16 protein-coding genes and 1 other RNA gene are annotated in these 16,418 nt (G+C 64.4%); 7 read left to right on the forward strand and 10 right to left on the reverse strand.

The window, feature by feature from the left end:
- Window positions 1-13: 13 nt before the first annotated feature.
- Window positions 14-1,210, forward strand: coding sequence for an ROK family transcriptional regulator (locus AS26_RS00510; protein WP_245629528.1), 1,197 nt, complete (start codon window positions 14-16; stop codon window positions 1,208-1,210).
- Window positions 1,211-1,244: 34 nt separating this feature from the next.
- Here the strand turns inward: AS26_RS00510 and AS26_RS00515 are convergent, their stop codons facing one another.
- Window positions 1,245-1,463, reverse strand: a complete 219-nt coding sequence (locus tag AS26_RS00515) for a hypothetical protein (protein ID WP_062305243.1) — start codon at window positions 1,461-1,463, stop codon at window positions 1,245-1,247.
- A 314-nt stretch (window positions 1,464-1,777) separates the two neighbouring features.
- Between AS26_RS00515 and AS26_RS00520 the strand changes: the two genes are divergently transcribed.
- The 4 genes from AS26_RS00520 (at window position 1,778) to AS26_RS00535 (ending at window position 5,371) form a co-directional block, all read left to right on the forward strand.
- The gene (locus tag AS26_RS00520; RefSeq protein WP_062305245.1) at window positions 1,778-2,389 is read left to right on the forward strand and encodes a DUF47 domain-containing protein; all 612 of its coding nucleotides are present in this window, start codon (window positions 1,778-1,780) and stop codon (window positions 2,387-2,389) included.
- 11 nt (window positions 2,390-2,400) lie between these two features.
- On the forward strand, window positions 2,401-3,384 hold the full coding sequence (locus tag AS26_RS00525; RefSeq protein WP_062305246.1) for an inorganic phosphate transporter: 984 nt from the start codon (window positions 2,401-2,403) through the stop codon (window positions 3,382-3,384).
- A gap of 129 nt (window positions 3,385-3,513) precedes the next feature.
- Window positions 3,514-3,759, forward strand: a complete 246-nt coding sequence (locus AS26_RS00530; protein WP_062305248.1) for a hypothetical protein — start codon at window positions 3,514-3,516, stop codon at window positions 3,757-3,759.
- Window positions 3,760-4,102: 343 nt separating this feature from the next.
- Window positions 4,103-5,371, forward strand: coding sequence for an MFS transporter (locus AS26_RS00535; protein WP_062305250.1), 1,269 nt, complete (start codon window positions 4,103-4,105; stop codon window positions 5,369-5,371).
- Between the two features lie 4 nt (window positions 5,372-5,375).
- On the opposite strand, the gene AS26_RS00540 is transcribed toward AS26_RS00535, so the two are convergent.
- From AS26_RS00540 to AS26_RS00550, 3 genes are all read right to left on the reverse strand, one after another.
- A complete protein-coding gene (locus tag AS26_RS00540) occupies window positions 5,376-6,425 on the reverse strand; it encodes a Gfo/Idh/MocA family protein (protein ID WP_062305251.1) in 1,050 nt (349 codons plus the stop codon).
- Window positions 6,426-6,438: 13 nt separating this feature from the next.
- On the reverse strand, window positions 6,439-8,838 hold the full coding sequence (locus AS26_RS00545) for a bifunctional diguanylate cyclase/phosphodiesterase (protein ID WP_062305253.1): 2,400 nt from the start codon (window positions 8,836-8,838) through the stop codon (window positions 6,439-6,441).
- Between the two features lie 72 nt (window positions 8,839-8,910).
- Window positions 8,911-10,143 (reverse strand): WD40 repeat domain-containing protein, encoded by a 1,233-nt coding sequence (locus tag AS26_RS00550; RefSeq protein ID WP_062305254.1) that lies wholly within the window; start codon window positions 10,141-10,143, stop codon window positions 8,911-8,913.
- Window positions 10,144-10,385: 242 nt separating this feature from the next.
- Between AS26_RS00550 and AS26_RS00555 the strand changes: the two genes are divergently transcribed.
- On the forward strand, window positions 10,386-11,378 hold the full coding sequence (locus tag AS26_RS00555) for a Gfo/Idh/MocA family protein (RefSeq protein WP_062305256.1): 993 nt from the start codon (window positions 10,386-10,388) through the stop codon (window positions 11,376-11,378).
- A gap of 55 nt (window positions 11,379-11,433) precedes the next feature.
- Here AS26_RS00555 and AS26_RS00560 read toward each other — a convergent pair whose 3' ends face one another.
- The 5 genes from AS26_RS00560 to AS26_RS00580 form a co-directional block, all read right to left on the reverse strand.
- Entirely contained in the window at window positions 11,434-11,970 is a 537-nt protein-coding gene (locus AS26_RS00560) for an acyl-CoA thioesterase (RefSeq protein ID WP_062305258.1), read from the reverse strand.
- Between the two features lie 135 nt (window positions 11,971-12,105).
- Complete coding sequence (locus tag AS26_RS00565; RefSeq protein ID WP_062305260.1) at window positions 12,106-12,933, reverse strand: metal ABC transporter permease; 828 nt, start codon at window positions 12,931-12,933, stop codon at window positions 12,106-12,108.
- The gene (locus tag AS26_RS00570) at window positions 12,930-13,805 is read right to left on the reverse strand and encodes a metal ABC transporter permease (RefSeq protein ID WP_062305262.1); all 876 of its coding nucleotides are present in this window, start codon (window positions 13,803-13,805) and stop codon (window positions 12,930-12,932) included. Before AS26_RS00570 ends, AS26_RS00565 begins: the two co-directional genes overlap by 4 nt.
- Entirely contained in the window at window positions 13,802-14,623 is an 822-nt protein-coding gene (locus tag AS26_RS00575) for a metal ABC transporter ATP-binding protein (protein WP_062305263.1), read from the reverse strand. Before AS26_RS00575 ends, AS26_RS00570 begins: the two co-directional genes overlap by 4 nt.
- Complete coding sequence (locus AS26_RS00580) at window positions 14,620-15,561, reverse strand: metal ABC transporter solute-binding protein, Zn/Mn family (protein WP_062305265.1); 942 nt, start codon at window positions 15,559-15,561, stop codon at window positions 14,620-14,622. Before AS26_RS00580 ends, AS26_RS00575 begins: the two co-directional genes overlap by 4 nt.
- Before the next feature lie 133 nt (window positions 15,562-15,694).
- Here AS26_RS00580 and AS26_RS00585 point away from each other — a divergent pair, with 133 nt between their 5' ends.
- Window positions 15,695-16,150 (forward strand): Fur family transcriptional regulator, encoded by a 456-nt coding sequence (locus AS26_RS00585; RefSeq protein WP_062305267.1) that lies wholly within the window; start codon window positions 15,695-15,697, stop codon window positions 16,148-16,150.
- A gap of 46 nt (window positions 16,151-16,196) precedes the next feature.
- On the opposite strand, the gene ssrS is transcribed toward AS26_RS00585, so the two are convergent.
- Window positions 16,197-16,374, reverse strand: a non-coding RNA gene (gene ssrS / locus AS26_RS00590) — 6S RNA.
- Window positions 16,375-16,418 lie beyond the last annotated feature (44 nt).

A 16,418-nucleotide genomic window follows, 5' to 3' on the forward strand; every position in this document is an offset into this window, starting at 1 on the left:
GGGGAGACTCGTCTTGGAGAAAACGGCAGATCAGGCGTTGATGAAGGAAATCAACAAGTCGATTGTCTTAAACCGCATTCGGTTTCACAGCCCGATTTCGCGCAGCCAGATTTCGAGCGAGACGGGCTTGAACAAAGCGACGGTGTCCGCGCTCACGGAAGAGCTCATTCGGGATGGCTTGGTGCTGGAGGTAGGGCAGGGGAGATCGCGCGTGGGGCGGCGGCCCATCATGCTGTTGTTCAATGCCAGCGCGGGCAGTGTGCTTGGCGTCGAGCTCGGCGTGGAGTACGTGCGCGTCGCCATCACCGACTTTGCTGCTCGCGCGCTCAGCGTGCGCGAGGAGCCGCTGCCGAAAAACCTGGGTGCCGAGGAGGTGCTCGAGCGGCTTCGGGGCTCGATTGCGCGCGCGCTGGCCGAGGCTCCGGAAAGTCGCTACGGGGTCATCGGCATCGGCGTCGGCGTGCCAGGCCTTGTGGACTTCGCGCGCGGCGTGGTCCTGCGCGCACCGCATCTCAAGTGGGAGAACATCCCGCTCAAGGCCATGATGGAGAGTTGGTTCGGGAAGCCCGTGCTCGTCGACAACGAGGCCAACGCGGGCGCGCTGGGCGAGAAGCTGTACGGGGCGGCGACGCACGTGTCGAGCCTGGTGTACATCAGCGCGGGGACGGGCATCGGGACCGGAATTGTCGTCGGGGACGAGCTCATCCGCGGCGCCGACGGCGTTGCCGGGGAATTTGGTCACATGAGCATCGATGTACACGGCGAAACGTGTCCCTGCGGCAATGTGGGGTGTTGGGAGCTGTACGCGTCGGAGCGGGCGCTCGTCGCCGTCTACGCCAAACTGACCGGCGAGGAGCTGGACTTTGACGAGGTGCTCGCCCGGTTTCGAGCGTCCGATCCGGCTGCGCTCCAGGCGTTTCAGACGGTCGGGCGGTACCTCGGCGCGGGCGCGGTGAATCTGGTGAACGGGCTGAACCCGGCCATGATCATCCTCGGCAATCGCCTGGCTGAGGGCGGGCGCATGGTGACGGACGCGATGCAGCAGGCCATCGTGTCGCGGTGCCTCGTGAGCCCTTATGCGAAGGTTGTGGTGCAGGCTTCTCAGCTCGGGCGGGACGCGTGCGCCATCGGGTCCGCGGCGCTCGTTCTGCACGACTTCTTCGCAGGGCCCCGCGCTCGCGTCACGTCTCGCGCGCCGGCAGGTCGATGAGGCCGCGCCAGTGCGGTGCGCGGCCCAGACGTCTTCAGGGACCGTACGGGCTTCGGCTTGCGGACGGCCGCTGCTCGGCACCACCATTCTGTGTCCGCGTGAACAGCCGCTCGATGGCGTTGAACAGCGCGTCGCGACTCTGTGGGATGCACAGGAGTGTCGCACCGAGGCCGACGCTGATCCCGCCGATCACGGGCCATCCCCAACGGTTTTCCTCGCGGCGAACCCCAAACGCTCGATGACATCGAGACATCGTCAGACCACCTCGCGGTTAACGTTCCTCAACCTGCGGAAATCATGCGACCGCTCTGCGGCGGCTCTCTGACCCCGCGGCGAGCCCATCAAACGCCTTTTCGCCCATGACCTGCGCGATGCGTCGGCCTATATCGGCTGCAATTGGGCACACTGCACCAAGGACCATCCCGCGTGCGTTTGGGCTCGAATGTGTCCAAGTCTCGAATGTTGTCGAACTTGGACGAGGTTTTACGGAAACTTAACAAAACACTCACGACATCTTTACGCGAATCATGTAGTTTCTTAACGATTCGATTCAATGGGGGATGAGCCGTGTCGAAGCGCAGTGATCAGCTGTTTGCGTTTCTGGTCGAGATCGCAGAGAACATCGCACAGGCGACGGAGACGTTCCAGCGGGAGCTGGAGCAGGGGGGCGATTTCGGCGCTCTTGCCAGCCGCATGAAGACGTATGAGGACAAGGGCGATGAACTGATTTCCAAACTCATCTCGCTCCTCAACAACACGTATATCACGCCGCTCGAGCGCGAGGACTACGTCATGCTCGCCACGACGCTCGACGACATCATCGACGGCATCCACGCCTGCAGCGTGCGCTTCACGCTGTATGACGTGACGGGATCCACGCCGACGATGATCGAGTTTGCCAAGGACATTCATCGCAGTGCCAAGGAGATTCAGGAAGCGATTCACAAGCTGAACGAGCGCAAGCTGCTTCAGATTCGCGAACACGTCAAGGAGTTGAACGTCCTGGAGAAGCACGGGGACCAGCTTTTGCACGCCGCGCTTCGGTCTCTGTTCGCGGAGAGCAAGGACGCCATTGAACTCATCAAGCTCAAGGAGATCTACGAGATTCTGGAGAGCGTGACGGATCGCTGCGAAGATGTGGCGGACGTGCTCGAGTCCGTGATCCTGAAAAACGCCTGAGGTGCGTCCGCATGCTGGTTGTCATTGTGCTCATTGTGATTCTGGGACTGGTGTTCGATTTCACCAACGGATTCCATGACACCGCAAATGCCATCGCGACGAGCGTCTCGACGCGGGCTCTGTCGCCCCGCGCGGCGGTGTTGCTCGCGGGCGCGATGAACCTGATGGGCGCCATGACCTTCACTGGCGTGGCCAAGACCATCGGGGGCAAGATTGCGGATCCCCTGAAGATCCCGCACGGGACCATCGTCGTCCTGTGTGCACTCGTGGCCGCGATCTTCTGGAATTTGTTCACATGGTATTTTGGCATTCCGAGTTCTTCATCCCACGCCCTCATCGGCGGGCTGACGGGAGCCGTGATCGGCGCGGCCGGTTTTCACGCGGTGAACCTGGCCGGATTCACCTCGATCATCGAGGCGCTGATCACGTCGCCCATCTGCGCCTTCGCGCTGGGCTTCGCCATCATGGGGGCTTTTCGCGGCGCGTTCGGGTGGCGATCGCCGCACCGGGTCAACCGCGTGTTCCGCGTGCTGCAGTGCTTCTCGGCGGCCGCGCAGGCGTTTATGCACGGCACGAACGATTCGCAGAAGACCATGGGGGTCATCACGTTTGCCCTCATTGCTGGGGGATACCAGCACACGATGCACGTCCCTCTGTGGGTCAAGACGCTCTGCGCCGTCGCCATGGGCCTCGGCACGGCCTCCGGCGGCTGGCGGATCATCAAGACCGTCGGATCGAAAATCATCAAAATTGAGCCCATCAACGGGTTTGCCTCCGACTTGACGAGCTCCATCATCATCTTTGGGTTCACGCTGTTCAAGCTGCCGGTGAGCTCGACGCATGTCATCTCGTCCGCCATCATGGGCTCGGGCGCGGCGAAGCGGGCGCGCGGCGTGCACTGGAACGTCGCCGGGCGCATCCTCGTCGCGTGGCTGGTCACGATTCCGATGTCCGGGCTCATCGCGGCGGGACTCACGAAATTGGCGCTCCTTTGAGGTGGGAAAGGCGGTAGGGACAAGCCGCGGAAGGGTCGTCCTTTTCGTGGGCCTCCCTCCCGGGCGGCGTTCGACGCGTTGAAACATGATCCCGCGCGATCTCGTCTCCTTGGTAGGAGGTGGAGGTCGATGCGCGCCAAGTGGTTCGCCGCGGGATGCGTCGCACTCTTTCTGATTTCCGTCATCTCGGTGTGGACGTTTGCGGAGCAATACGTGCTCGCCGCGTACGCGGGCGCGGGAGTCCCGGAGGGGCAGGCCGCTTACCCGTGGGGCGTCTTGCTGGTGCTGGCCGTGTGCGTTGGCAGCGTGTCGGCCGTTGCTGCGGCCATCCTGTTCGCCCGGATGGCGTGGAAGGATTGGCGGATGTGGCGTTGAGCCAGACAAGCATCGCTCCTCGAAGAGAACCCGCCTGTGGACGTCATGTCCAAGCGGGTTTTTCTTTTGCTCCGAAAGGAATGCAAGATTGACATCTAAAATGTCATGATATATTGTATGATCACATTGTCAGACAATAAAAGGAGGAGCGTTCCGCATGTAGGAATATGCGCGTTGATCCCGGTGCAGGGGTCCGGTACGTTCGAAGGCAGCGAGGCGGTTCAACAGGTGGAGAGGGGGAGAAAAGGGGCGCAGCGCGTGTGAAACCGGTTGCAATAAAGTGTAGGCGAGTTTGTTATGCGAAGATGTCGACAACATTTCACGGAAAGGGTGACCTCCGCACATGGATCAGGGACCTCAGAAGCCGTTCTGGCGGTATGAGAATGGCGTCGTCCTCATGATGTTCTTCACGTTCGGCTTCGTCTTCATGGAGCGCCTGAGCGTGGTGTACCTGTTTCCCTATGTGGCGCCGGATCTCAAGCTGAACGACGCTCAGCTCGGCATGATCGTGTCCGTGCTCGCCATTTGTTGGGCGCTCTCCGGCTTCTTCTTCGGCACCATTTCAGACTTTTTGGGATCGCGCAAGAACGTGCTCGTCCCTATCACCTTGGCCTTTTCGCTGCTGTCCTTTCTGACAGGTGTAGCGAAGAATTTCGGGCAGATGCTCGGCATTCGCGCCCTGATGGGCGTGTCCGAAGGACCGGTGCTACCCATCGCTCAGGCCGCCGTGATGGCCGACTCCTCGGAGGCGAGGCGCGGGTTCAACATGGGCTTTGTCCAGAGCGCGCTCGGCCTGATTGGGTCGACGTTTGGCCCGCTTATTCTCACCTGGGCGGCCACGAAGTACTCCTGGCACGTCGGCTTTTACGTCGCGGGAATTCCGGGACTCATCATGTTCTTCGTGCTCCTCTTCTTCATGAAGGACCCGAACAAGCGCATGTCGAAAGAGGAGCTCGCGAAGAGCGAACACCGCCTGCGCAAGGAAGATTTTCCGGTGGTCTTCCGGACCTGGAACATCTGGTTCACGCTGCTCATCGCCATCCTCATGATGACCTGGCTGTTCGCCTTTACCTCGTTCGCGCCGACGTTCCTCGTCGAGTATGACCATTACACGGGCGAGCAGATGGGCGTCATCTCTGCGGCGATGGGCCTGGGGACATTCTTCTGGGGGTTCATGGGCCCGTACATCTCCGACAAGTGGGGGCGCCGGCCGACGCTGGTGTTGTTCTCCTTCATCGCGGTGCTGTCGCCGCTCGTGCTCATCTTCGTGCACGGTTCGGTCGCGCTGATGTGCGTGCTCGGGTTTTTGACCTGCGCAGGGCAGGCGTGCTTCCCGCTGTTCATGGTGGTCATCCCGGGCGAGTCGCTTTCGCCGAAGTACGTCGGCACCGCGGTGGGGTTGGTGCAGATGGTTGGCGAGCTGATTGGCGGCGCCGTGATGCCCACCGTCGCGGGCGTGGCCGCCGATCACTTCGGGCTTCCGGCGCCGATGTGGATTGCGGCGGCGGGGGCGTTTGTAAGCGGCATCATGGCGTTCTTCATCCGCGAGACCGCGCCCGTCCGCCTGCGCCGCCGCGGCCAGGTGGCGGCGAGCGAACCGGTCCGACTCTGATGCATCAGGAGCGCGGCGCAACCGGGCTGCCGTCGGCGACGCGCACGGCGGCTCGGATGGCCGCGCTTTCGATGGCCGCGTACATCATGCGAGCGCTTTCGACGTTGTCTGTCGATTCGGTCTCCGCCGGTCGCCCAGTCCTCAGGGCTTCGAGCATCTCGCGCAAGCACGCGGCGTGACCCTGTTCATCCATCGGCTCCACATCGATGCGCACGCGCCTTGACGAGCGCAGAAACCCGTCCGCTTCCTCCACCACCACGTCCGCTTCAGGACCGGTCGATCCGTCCCATACGACGGTGCCTTGGCTTCCCACGATGCGCCACGTCGACTCCCACGAGGTCCGGAATCCCTCCGCGGACCAACTGCCGCGATAGCTGAACACGGCCCCATCCTCCATCTCGAACGCGCAGACGGCGCTCGCGTACCCATGGTACCAGGAGCTCGCCGGGTTGTAGGCCAGGCACAGGGCGGTCTCCGCTCTGGCGCCGCCCAGCAGGAACCGCGCCTGGTCAAACGTGTGGATGGCCATGTCCAAGATCAGCGGGTGTTCCATGTGCTCTCGGAACCCGCCGAAGTGAGCGCCGATGAAGAAGTCCGCGTGGACCTGTTCCACGCGGCCGATGAGCCCCTGCTCGATGGCCCTCCGAATGGCGCGAAGGTGCGGTTCATATCGGCGGTTCTGCATCACGAGGTAGCGCCTGCCGGATCGCGCCACGGCGTCGAGAATGGCTTCCGCGTCCGTTCGGGTGGGTGCGAATGGCTTCTCGGCCATCACGTCGCAGCCCCGCTCGAGCGCAGCCACGCAGATCTCGCGCCGGGCCTCGGGAATGGCGGTATCGACGACGAGATTCGGACGGGTTTCGTCGAGCAGGTCCTCGACGGTCGCGAAGAGGGGCACCTCCAGCCCGTGTCTCACAGCCATCTCCCGCGCTCGCGCCAGATCAAGGTCGGCCAGCGCCACAATCTCCACGTCCGGTTCCCGTTGGAGACATGTCACCCACGTGTTGGCCATCTGTCCGCAGCCGACGATTCCGACCCGAAACGGACTCCCCATATCCTTCCACCTCTCATCCCGTCGTGATGGACAGTGCCTCGAGATCCGACGGCGGGACGGGGCGGGCGAAGTAGAACCCCTGCGCCTCGTCGCACCCGAGGGACTCGATGACGGACAGCTGTTCTTTCGTCTCCACGCCTTCCGCGACGCACCGCATGCCGAGGTTGTGCGCGATGTCCACGATGCTCGCCACGAGCGCTCGCGCCCGCCCGCCGTCCACCGCGCGCTGCGTGAAGGCGCAATCGATCTTGACCACATTGAGCGGGAGGTGGGTCAGGCGGCTCAACGAGCTGTAGCCCGTGCCAAAGTCGTCGAGCGACACCTCGATGCCGAGTGCCTGGCAGCCGGCCAGAAATCGTTCGGCGCGCTCGGCGTCCATCATGGCGCTCTCGGTGACCTCGATTTCGAGGTATTCCGGCGGCAGGCCGGTTTCAGCGAGGACGTCCCGCACCACGTCGAGGAAGCCTTCGGTCAGCACCTGATACGGCGACAGGTTGACCGCCACGCGCAGCGGCCGCCCGGCGTCGAGCCACGCCTTGGCTTGGCGACACGCGGTCCTGAGGCACCACTCCCCGATGGGTACGATGAGGCCCGTCTCTTCGGCGATGGGAATGAATTCAGACGGTGGCACGCACTCGCCGGTGGCGCGGCGCCAGCGAAGCAGAGCCTCCACGCCGACGACCGACTTTCGGCGCATGTCGATCTTCGGCTGGTAGTGAATCTCGAACTCGCCGCGCTCAACCGCCGTCCGCAGCTCCTGTTCGAGCTCCAGCAGGCTCTTCGCACTGGCGGCCGCCCGCTCCTCGAACAAGCGGTACGTGCTACGGCCTTCGGCTTTCGCCGTGTACATGGCGAGATCGGCATGGCGCAGCAACATGTCGCGCGTGATGCCATGGCGCGGGAAGCTCGCGATGCCGACACTCGCCGTCATGTACAGGGGGCGATCCTCCACGCGAACGGGTTTGCGCAGGCGGTGCAGGATGGCGTCCGCGACCGCGACAGCGCGCTCCATCGGTTGGCGGAAGAGCGTGATGGTGAACTCGTCGCCCCCCATGCGCGCCACGAGCGCGTCCTCGCCGGCAATCTCCTTCAGAATGCGGGCAATCTCCTGAAGCAGCTTGTCTCCGAACTCGTGTCCCAGAGTGTCGTTGACGGATTTGAACCGGTCGAGATCGACGAACAAAATCTGCATTTCGTCGTCCGGGCGGGCGGTGCGAATGAATTCGTCGACGCGCGCTTCGAAGTGGCGCCGGTTGGCGAGCTGCGTCAGGGTGTCGTGGAACGCGAGGTAGTTCATGCGCTCGGCCGCCGCCTTTTCCGCGGTCACGTCGCGCGCCACCAGAAACACGCCCTCGATCTCGTCGTCCAGCACGATGGGGATGTGCGTGGCGCTCATGAAAAGAGCTCTGCCGTCCGCTTGCAACACGAACTCGCCGTTCGTGGTGCTGCCGGCCAGCGCTCGCCGGTAATCGGCAAACACCCTCGGCCGATCCCGCCGATCGATCATGCGCGCGAACGCCCGGGCGGATTTGCGCAATTGGTCCTCGGGCACGAGCTCCTTCGCGCGGGGATTCTGGTCGACGATGGTCCCGCGCGCGTCGAGCGTGAAGATGGCGTCCGAGTGATGCGTGTACAGGGAGCGAAACCGCTCGTCCGCGAGCCGGAGGCGGCGCCGGTCCGCCTGCATCCGCCGGTCGAGCATCACGGTGGCGATGGCGGCGAGCAGGACGAACACGCTGAACACCGCGACGACCAGCGCGAGCGGGCCGCTGTACGCCATGGGGGCCGTGAGCCGCCGGGCCGGCAGCACGAACACGGTGGCCCACATGCCCGTGTAATGCATGCCGGCGATGGCGATGCCCATGACGAGCGCGCACACGACCTTGGCCATCTGCGCCAGCCATCCTCGCGCCGTGGCCAGCCGGAACGAGAGCCAGAGCGCCACATAGGAGGCGACGACCGCAATGATCACGGACAGGACAAATGGTCCCGCGCGATAATAGAAGCCGCCGCCCTCGACCTTCATGGCGGTCATGCCCGTGTAGTGCATGAACACGATGCCAGCGCCCATGAAGAGGGCTCCATAGGCGAGCTTCGCCTGCGAGGCGGATCTCGCCACCACGTACAGCGCGGCGCCTGGGCCGGCCATGGCGAAGAGCAGCGACAGGCCGACGACGGCCCAGTTGTACGTCATCTGTGCAGGAAGCATCAGCGCGAGCATCGCCACGAAGTGCATGGACCAAATCCCAATGCCCATGGCGACGCCGCCGAGCACCACCCAGACGAGCTGGCGATTCGCCCGGGTCTCGAGCACGCGGCGGCCGAGATCGAGCGAGGCGTAGGCAGCGAGCGACGCCACGACGTAGGAGAGGATCACGAGCGTCGGGATGTACGTTTGCGGAACAGGCTGCAAAATGCGTCATCATCCTTTGGACTCAATTGAAACGCTGCATCAATTCGCCGCCCGGCCCGCGAAATCCTCTGCTCACGCGCCAACAAACCGCGTGGGCGCAAAGGTGAAACTCACGCCCACCTCGCCGGCGAACGGGGAGGATTTGCCGCCAATCGGCACCCAATCGCCCCCAGAGGTCAGTTCCCAAAGTCCGCCGAGATCGCCGCCGTTGGTCACCAGCGCGCCTTGGGGCGACCACGCGAATTTTGGCGGCGTGGCGTTCCGGTTGGTCGCGTGGGTCTTGGTCCACACGGGCGTCCAGCGCCCGCCGATGAGCTCGAAGATCTGGCAGCGGGAGGCGTCGCTCACGGTCAGCACGCCTCGCGGAGACCAGCCGAACTGGTAAATCTTATCCGCACCGATGTTCGGGCCCGCCCCCTGCACCTGCTGCCACCGTCCGCCTTGAAACTGCCACAGGCCGTTTTGCGATCCGGCCCTGCCGCTCACCGTGAGCACGCCCTCAGGGGACCAGCCGAATTGGCCCACGTCGGTGACGGGGCACGGCACGCCGCCCGGTTGGACAAAGCGGCCCCCTTCGCGGATCCACACGCCGTGCGCGCTCGTGCCGACGGCGAGATCGCCGTGTGGGGCGAAGCCGACGGTCAGGGAATCCGCGGCGAACGGCTCGTGCGCGCTGGTCACGGCGACAAAGCGGCCGCCTTTGAACTGCCAAACGGTCGTCGCGCCGTTCTCCGGCACCGACACCACCGTGAGCACGCCTTTCGGCGACCAGGCGAGTGAGGCAATGTAACCGAGCTGCGCGCTGCCAGGGACCTGCTTCCATCCTCCCGGCGTCTGTTTCCAAATTCCCGGCAGAGTGCCGTCGTCCGGTACGACGTACAGCGTTCCATCCGGTCCGAAGGTGTGCAATTGAACGTCCGTGTCGTTGCGGATGGACACCAGATGCCAGCCCTTGTGGTACGTCCACAGCATGTTGGCCGAGGACATGCCGGGTGTGGACGCGTCGGGCGATCCGCTCGTCACCGCCGCCACCTCCCCGGTCGGCGACACGTCCACCGATTCGAACAGGGTCGACGGCGCGCTCAGAATGGACGACGCCGGGAAGTACACCCACTTTCCACCCGCGTATTCGGCCACTTCCGTCGATCCGCACGCCACGAGCGCGCCGGGGGACGCGCCCTCGGGAAGTTGGTCGTTTTGTGATGTCGAATGGGGCGGCGCAGGCGTGGCGGGCGCCGTCCCACACCCCGCGAGCGCTGCCGAGACGGCGAGCGTGGCGAGGGTCGCGCGAAGGCCTGGATGCACGAAGGATCACCTCGTCCTCATTATGCTCGCGCGGGGAGCGGCGCCGCAAACGAAGGCGCTCTCGCGCCACGAGCTGCTGCGAAATCGTCGAAAAAGATCCGATCTCGCCGCCTTTGTTCGACATGCGAGATCCGATCGCGCCAGCCTTGTTCGACAACGGAGATCTGATCACGCCGACATGCACCGCGGTATGGCAGAATGGAGAGGAGGCGAAGCCGATTGACGGTTGAAGGGGTGTTCGGATGAGGAAAGTCCGCTTTGGCATTCTCGGATGCGCGGATATCGCTATCCGCAAGGTGATTCCTGGGATTCTTTCGTCCGAGACAGGGGAGCTTTACGCCGTCGCGAGCCGCGATGGCGCCAAAGCCGAGGAGGTGGCGCGCCGGTTCGGGGCGCCACGCGCGTGCGGGAGCTACGAGGATCTCCTCCGGGACCCCGACGTGGACGCGGTGTACATCCCGCTGCCGAATCACCTGCACAAGCCCTGGACGATGCGCGCGGCTGAGGCGGGCAAGCACGTGTTGTGCGAAAAGCCCATCGCGCTTGACGCCCGCGAGGCGCAGGAAATGGTTGACGCATGCCGGGCGCGGGGCGTACATCTCGTCGAGGCGTTCATGTATCGCCACCACCCGCGCTACGACCGCGTGATCCATCTCGTCCGTTCCGGGGCCATCGGGGCCGTGCGCGGAATTCGTGGCTCGTTTACGTTCAACAACGCGCACGACATGGGCAACATCCGCTACCGCCGCGATTGGGGAGGCGGATCGCTCTACGACGTCGGCTGCTATCCCATTTCCGCCGCGAGGCTCATCGTGGGGGAGGAGCCGGTCGCGGCCACGGCGCACGCGTTTTTCTCGGACCAGCACGACGGCGTCGACATGTACCTCGCGGGCCTCGTCGAGTTCGAAGGCGGCGTCTCGCTCACCTTCGACTGCGGCATGTGGGCGGCGGAGCGCAACGAGGTCGAGGTGGTGGGCGCAGACGGCCGCCTCATCTTGGAGCACGCCTTTGTCGGCGAGCCGGTGACCCTGCGCGTCGTGTCGCCCGAGGGGGATCGCGTGGAGACGTTTGATCCGCTCGACCCCTATGCGCTCGAAGTGGACGATCTCGGCCGTGCCATCCTGGAAGATAAGCCACTTCGCTTTCCGCCCGAGGACGCCATCAAGAACATGAGCGTGATCGACGCTTGCCTCCGATCCGCGCGCACGAGGCAGCGCGTCGCCATCGAGCGCTGAAGCCACAGGCTTGTCGCCACGCACAAAAAAAGCCGCCCCGCGCGGGCGGCTCCGTTCAAACCATTTCCCAGAGGCGATCCGGCTTCAGGTGCGCGGCCAACAACCGGCTCTGCTCGCGGTGTTTCCGGCGAGCCTCGGCGCGCGCCGGTGCGCTCTCGTACAGCGCCTTTTCCTCCTGCGTCTCGGGAATGACGGGCGGCACCGGAATGGGTTTACCGTCCGGCCCCAGCGCCACAAACGTCAGAAACGCCGTCGCCGCGATTTTCCGCTCTCCGGTTCGAAGGTGTTCAATCACGACCTTGACGAAGACCTCCATCGACGTGCGGCCCGTTGACGTCACGTACGACGTGAGGCAAACCGAATGTCCTTCGGTGATGGGCAACAGGAAGTCGACGCTGTCGGTCGACGCCGTGACGGTCTGCGCTCGAGCGTGACGCTCCGCCGAGATGGAGGCCACATCGTCAATGTAGGCCATCAGTTTGCCGCCGAACATCGTGTGGTGGTCGTTGAGATCGCCCGGGAAGACCCGCAGGATCTTCGTCGCGCGCGACTCCTTGCACGTCTTTGGGCGAAGCCGCTCTTGTTCGTCCATCCTCTTCCCCCCCTCGCCGAGAACGAACCCTTATGACGAGAACCATGCTATCAGACGCCTTGCGTGAGTGGCAAATCGTGTAAGCGCTCTCGGGATCGAAGGTGAAGCAGATGTCGAAAAACGGCCATCACCCACTCAAGCGGCGCCAGCCTGGGTTTTGCGTCCGAGCGCGCGAGAGATGGCGCGCGCAGCCGCGTACGCGAGCGCGGACAGGCAAGCGACGAAGAACCCAACTGGCCATCCCAGGGCAAACGACAAAAAGAGCGACAGCCACGTGATGACAAGCGACAGCGCGATGCTCTGCACAATCGCTTGCCAGGGCCTGTGGGCGAGATGGCGCGCGGCGAGCGCCGGGCCGACGAGCAGGCTGAAGGACAGGAGCGCGCCAACCACGGGCATCATGGCGCTCGTCGCTAGGCCCAAGCTCGCGAGTAGCGCCCAATCGGCCGTTCGGTTGGACGCGCCGCGCACGAGGGCGGCTTCCCGAGCGACGGTGGTGAAGAGGAGCACGCGGTGAAAAGCCACGACCAGTGCGATGGCAGCGGCCGACACACACGCCGTCTCCACCACGCCGGACGAGCTCACGCCGAGCACCTGGCCAAACAGGAGCGACATGGCATCCGCCGCGTACAGGTTGCCGAGGCTGAGAAACAGGGCGCCCGTGCCGAGTCCCAAGGCGAGCACCAAGGCCGTCGCCACATCGCGCCGATCCCGTTCTGCCAGCGCACCGATGCCGAGCGCGGCGATGGCCGAATAGAGGCTCACGCCAAAAAGCGAATTCACGCCGAAAAGCAGGGCACCGCTGGCGCCGGCGAAGCCGATTTTCGGGAGCGCGTGCGCCGCAAACGCGGTGCCCCGCAGCACGACGTAGAAGCCAATCCAGCCCGCTGCGACGGCCACGAAGCTCGCCGCCAGAAACGCGTGGCGGGCAAACGGGAAGGCAAACATCACGAACGGGTTCATGGCAGCTCGACCTCCGCTCTGCGCTGAAACGCCACCCGATGCGTGGCCGCCGCGATCGCGTACGCGAAGAAGGTGAACGCGGCCACGAAGAAGCTCACCGGCCAGCTCGTGTGCTGGGGCAGCCAGGTGTAGCTGTCGTACGACAAGAGCACGCTCGCGGCCACCAGCAGGGCGCCAAGCAGGCCGCCCACGAGCCCGGCCCGAAGCGGGCTCGTGGTGAATCGCGCAGCGGTCGCCGCTGGCCCCACGATGAGCGCCGTGGCGAGGAGCGATCCGGCCACGAGGGCGTCCGTCTCCACGGCGACCGCGAGCACCACCATGAACGCGATGGAGATGGCGCGCACCGGCACGCCCCGCACGCGGGCCAGGTCCGGGTTGACGGACGCGAGGGCGAGCGGGCGCCAGATGAGGAGCATCGCCACCACGCAGGCGGCCGCCGTCAGCGAGATCCACGGCACGAGGGCGGGATCGAGCGTGAACAGCGAGCCGAAGAGCACCGCCATGGATGCGTTGGCGTGCGCGAGCTGCGCGTCGAGGTACAGGAACAGGGCGCCGAAGCCGAGCGCGAGGGACAGCACCACGCCTGTCGCGAGATCGCGTTCGCCGCGCGTCCGGCCGCCCGCGAGCTCCATCCCGACAGACGCCAGGACGCCAAATGACAGAAATCCAAACCAACCGTTCATGCCCACGAGGTACGCGCCGGCCCCGCCGGTGGTGCCGACGTCCGTCAACACGTGGCCCGCAAAGGACTGGCCGCGAAGCATGACGAACGCGCCAACCAGACCGGAGAGGAAGGCAATTTCGGTGCCGGCGATGAGCGCGTGCTCGACGGGCGCGCTCGCGAGCGCTTCGCCGATCCAACCGAGTGTCATGGCAGCATCACGCTCGCCTCTGGGCTGGCCGACGAGACGGCGTGTGCGTGACCGTCCATCGCGCCGGCGGCCACGATGATGCGGCCTCCTGCGCGCAGCACCTCCACGGGGTACCCGTAGAGGCCGGACAGCACCTCGGGGCGCAGCACGTCGTCCAAGGCGCCCTTGGCCATCCTTCCGTTGGCCAGATACAGGATCTCGTCGGCGCGGCCGATGAGCGGATTCACGTCGTGCGCCACGAGCAGCACGGCCATCTGGCCCTCGTGCGCGAGCCGCTTCACGAGTTCCACCACCTGGTGGGTGGAGGCGAGATCGAGGTTGTTCAGCGGCTCGTCGAGCAGCAGGACGCGGGGCTTCGACACCACAGCCTGCGCAATCAGCAGCCGTTGGCGCTCGCCGCCCGACAGCCTGCCGATGCGCCGATCCGCCAGGTGGAGCGCGTTCACCTGTGCGAGCGCCGCGTCAATCGCCTCGCGGCGCTCCTTGGTCGGAAGGGGGAAGCCCAGGCGATGGCCGTCCAGGCCCAGTCCGACGAGATCGCGCCCCGTGAGCGGAACGTCCTCGTCCAGCTGCACCGACTGGGGCACGTAGCCGATGGCCTTGTTGCGCCGCCTGACGGGCTTCCCGTCGATCTCGACCGCGCCTGCAACGGGCCGGACGAGGCCCGCGATGGCCTTGAGCAGCGTCGATTTCCCGGCCCCGTTTGGCCCCAGCACGCCGACGAACTGTCCGGCGCGAATCTCACCCGTCAGGTGCGCAAACACGGTGCGGGAGCCGTACGATACGGTGAGATCGCGGAAGGAGATGGCAGGATTCACGAGATCGCCTCCAGCGACGTGCCGTGCGCGAGGGCGTTGTAGATGGCGTTGGTCTCTTCAAGCATCCACCGTTGATACGTAAGCCCTGTTGGCTCCGTCTCGTACACGGCCACGGTCGGAATATGTTCGCGCTCGGCCAGGTGGAGAAACGTCTTGGTGACGTTGGTTACCACCTGCTTGTTGTAGCAGAAGACGCTCACCTCGTGGTGGGTGAAGAGCTGCGTCTGCAGCGCCACGTCCTGCGGCGACGGGTCTGTCCCGTTCATGATGGCGGCTTGGAACGCCCACGGGGTCTTGATGGCGAGTCCAGCTTCCTGAAGCAGGTAGTCCGACACCGGCTCGGTGACCGCCGCGCCGCGGCCGTGGTAAGCCGCTTTGAGGCGGGCCACCGCCTCGTCCCACGGTTTGAGCGATTGAATGAAGGCGCGCGCGCGGGCCTGGAAGTAGGCCGCGTGGCTGGGATCCAGTTTCCCCAAATCGGCCGCGACGATCTTCGCGAGCCGGGGCATGGTATTCAACTGATACCAAATATGAGGGTTCGCCGTGTCGGCCTGATAGCCGAGCGCTTCTCCGGCGTCAATCACGAGACGTTTGGGGTTCGGAGACGCCTGTTCGAGCTTGTTCATAAACTCATCGTAACCGAGCCCGTTTTGCACAACGAGGTTGGCTTCGGCCACCGCGATGGCGTCCTTCGGGTTGGCCTCGTACTCGTGCGGATCCACCGCGGGGTTGGACATGATAGCCGTCACAGACACGTACGGCCCGCCAATCTGGCGAATGAGATCCGCGTATTCGCTCTCTGCGCCAACCGCGCGGATGTTCGCCTGTGGCGCTGCAGGCACACCGCTGTTCGACGCGGGCTTGGCGATGCCGCAGCCCGTCACGATGAGCGCGGTGGACAGCGCGGCAGCGGCTGTGTTCCACCATGGGCGCTTCATGTTCTCTCTCCACCCTCTCAAATCAGAACGATTCCGATTTGGGTTGCCGAGAGGAGTATATCAGGTTGTGCGCGGTTTGTAAATCGGATTGATTTCGATTTATGATAGGGGCGAAAGAAGGGAGTTGCATCCGGTGCACGAGACCACGGCCTCGATTCTTCAGGCTTTGAAAGAGGCAGGCTATAAATTTACCGGCAAGCGGCGTGCGGTGGTGGATCTCTTCGTGGAGAACCGAGATCGGTATTTTTCGGCGAAAGAGGTGTACGATCACGTCAGCCAGATCTACCCGTCCGTGAGTTTCGACACCATCTACCGGACGCTCGGGATCCTCGTGGAGCAGAACGTCATTGAGCCGATGGAGTTTGCGGACGACAGGGCGCGCTACCGCCTCCAATGCGCGCGCGGACATCACCACCATCTCGTGTGCCTGCGATGTGGAGCCTCCATTCCCATTGAGGAGTGCCCCATCGACCGAATCCGGCAACAGGTGCCGAACTTTCACATTGCCGACCACCGGCTCGAGATTTACGGCTATTGCCAACGATGTGCACAAGAGGGCGGCGAGCGGCTTGAGCGCGGGCAGACATGAAAAAGCCGCCCGCCGAGCGATGTCCGCGTCGACAAGCGGCTTGGTATGTAACCCCGTTCTGCCGTGGGGCAATCGGTTTTGCATCCCCATCTCCAAGGTGGGTATCCTACCGCCGGTTTCAACCGTCCACAACGCCGAGGCATGGCATCCGCAGACGGACACGGATTCCCGTAGGTCCTGCGTGGATGAAAACCAAAACTGCCCCACGAACATCACAGGAGCTTGTTGCTGTAGTATAGCACGCTCTGCGGCGAATGCCAAGCATACG

The sequence above is a fragment of the Alicyclobacillus sendaiensis NBRC 100866 genome (assembly GCF_001552675.1).
Taxonomy (GTDB): domain Bacteria; phylum Bacillota; class Bacilli; order Alicyclobacillales; family Alicyclobacillaceae; genus Alicyclobacillus; species Alicyclobacillus sendaiensis.